This window comes from Patescibacteria group bacterium (genome assembly GCA_018897295.1).
In the GTDB taxonomy this organism is placed as follows: domain Bacteria; phylum Patescibacteriota; class Minisyncoccia; order RBG-13-40-8-A; family RBG-13-40-8-A; genus JAHILA01.
In genome coordinates this window covers 1-2,526 of sequence record JAHILA010000023.1, presented here as the reverse complement: position 1 = coordinate 2,526, position 2,526 = coordinate 1, and the positions used below count along the sequence as shown (strand labels likewise).

Below are 2,526 nucleotides of genomic sequence, written 5' to 3'. Positions count from 1 at the left end.
TTTTCAGGGGTTTTTTGATTATTATTCCAAGGTTTCCAATACCAAACATTAAATTTAGGATAATGTTCCTCAACATATTTTTTAGAATATTTACTCCAATAATCTGGCAATAAACTATCTACTTGTAATTTATTTATTAAATATTCTCTCAATTTGTTTTTATAATTTTTTCTTGTCGGCATCAAATTATTTAAATCCAAAATATCTTGGTCAATCACAATACACCTAAAATAACTAGTGCTTTTGAAAAATATATTAGTCGCCTTTTACGCGCGTATTTATCCAAACAATATTTATTTGGGTCGTATTGTCTTTATGGACGCGATATTATCTAAATTTAGCAATATTTTAGCGCGCCTTGGGCTTCCGTCAGAATTTCTAAAACCTTCTTGAAAGGAATTACCTACCAAAGAAAACTCCCGCTCCAACACCGCAATAATATTGTGTTTTAAGTAATGGTTCCTTATTGTTCGCCAAACATAATTTATTTAGCGGGCACTTATCGCAGATTGCCTTATCATTTTTGCAAAAATTTTGCCCTATATGCATAAATCCATCATCAACCTGCCCCATCGAAATTTTAATTCCTTTTTTATTTAATTTAAGGATAAATGCGTTCAAGGACTTCATGATGTTTCTTTTTCTAACTCCCCAACTTTTTAATACTTCCTGTATCTCACTTTTCATTGGAGTAGATTCCGAAATTCTTAATTCGTTAAGTCTTTGCGCGCTTAAATTTACCTTGCCATTTGGTTGTTCAATCCAGCACTTGCTTTTCCATAAACTATCCTCATTAACAAATAAAAACAAAATACCAGATCTCATAAATACTCTTCCAACATTGCTATCAAGAGGAATTTCATAAGAATTGGGACCCCATCTCAAATCATCTTTTCTTATTATCGGAAAAGTATGAATAATCCATTTTATTAACAATCTTGCCGCCTTATATCCTATCGCGTTCCCAAGACCATAATCCGTATCGTTCCTAATATAATCTGCTATATTGTCGGCTCTTCCAGATTCAAGCATAAAAGATAACAATGTTTTATCGTCTTCGTATAGTTTTTTCAAACACAACATTACCGTGCCCCACCTATGCATCGTATAGGGATTTATCCTTGTATCAAAAAGATTATATCGCGAACCCAATCCGCTGATTTCTGCTCTAATTTTCTTAATTTCTTCGTGTTTCTCTCTTAACGCTCGCGTAAAAAATACTAAATTCTCAAAAAAATGATTTGGATTGTGTAAAAATTCTATTCCTGCTTTGTATGCGCTATTAGTAACTTGGGTCAACAGCATTTTAACGCCTTCTGGATCTCTTCCTTGGTCCATAACTGCGTTAAGATATAAAAAATTAGTAAGTATTTCACTTTTGTTATTTGGCAACTTTCCCGCTTTTTTTATTTCTTTGACAGTATTCTTAAAAATTTCGCACTCGCTAACATCATGCGCGGCAAAATTTTTAATGCCGGTTTCCGCAATGATTTTTATGATTTGTTCACATTGCTTAAAGTTCGTATATAGATTCATTTTGTTATTTTTTTATAATAAAGTTTGTTCTCCAATATTCTTATCATCATCCTTAATGCGATACAAATTTTTTTCCAATCTTTCTTTCGCAAATTCATAATATTCTTTTACTGTTTCAAACCCCATATATCGCCGTCCTAATATTTTACTAATCACAGGCACCTGTCCAGATCCCAAAAAAGGGTCCAAAACAATATCATCCTTTTCGCTTGAATACATAAGAATTTTTTTTATCAATTCGGCTGGCAATTTAGTCGGCGTTTTTTTATCTCCATTCCAATATTCTCTGTTAATCGTCCAAACATCTTCTTTGTCTTTATAATGCAAGCTGCCATTATTTTGATTTTTTTCATTTTTCTCATATCTTGAATATGGGAAAAACTTTCGTTCTTTGTCGTTTTTACAAATATACAAACAATGATAATGAGATGTGACAAACTTTCTTTTAGTAACCACCCCAAATTGATATTTCCAAATTAAATGATTTATAGTGATAAGATTCATCTCATCTATCGCCATTAAAATATCCTTAAGATTATTCCAGCCAGAAAAAACATACATACTGCCAGAATCTTTCAAAATTCTTTTAACCTCTTTCATCCATTGAAGCGTAAATTCGTAATATTTTTCTTTGGGAATTTCGTTATACCCATCTAAAACCCGAGACAGTGTCCTGTTGTAGTTACCCCTTTTCGCCTTGAACTCTATCGCAAATGGCGGGTCAGTCACAACCAAATCAATCGTATCGTCTGGGATATACTTCATTCCTTTAATACAATCTATGTTATAAACTTTATTTATTTCAATTTTTTTCATAATGTTAGATAAATATTATCCAAGTGAGTGGCTACGATCAAGGATAAAGTTAAAATCCCTCATCGGTAAACTATTAATGATTGATCTGCTTCTGCTCATATTTATATTTTACCATAAACAAAAAAAACGGCCAAGTGGCCGCTAACTTATGAAAACTATTGACTATTCTCTAAA

The 2,526-nt window shown here is 32.1% G+C and carries 3 protein-coding genes; all 3 read right to left on the bottom strand.

The window, feature by feature from the left end; translation table 11 throughout:
• Positions 1-218, bottom strand: a 218-nt coding sequence (locus KKI21_03205) for a hypothetical protein (protein ID MBU4285207.1), incomplete at its 3' end; no start/stop codon positions are given.
• 181 nt (positions 219-399) lie between these two features.
• Positions 400-1,536, bottom strand: coding sequence for a hypothetical protein (locus tag KKI21_03200; GenBank protein MBU4285206.1), 1,137 nt, complete (start codon positions 1,534-1,536; stop codon positions 400-402).
• A 12-nt stretch (positions 1,537-1,548) separates the two neighbouring features.
• Positions 1,549-2,352, bottom strand: a complete 804-nt coding sequence (locus tag KKI21_03195) for a site-specific DNA-methyltransferase (GenBank protein ID MBU4285205.1) — start codon at positions 2,350-2,352, stop codon at positions 1,549-1,551.
• Between the last annotated feature and the right edge of the window lie 174 nt (positions 2,353-2,526).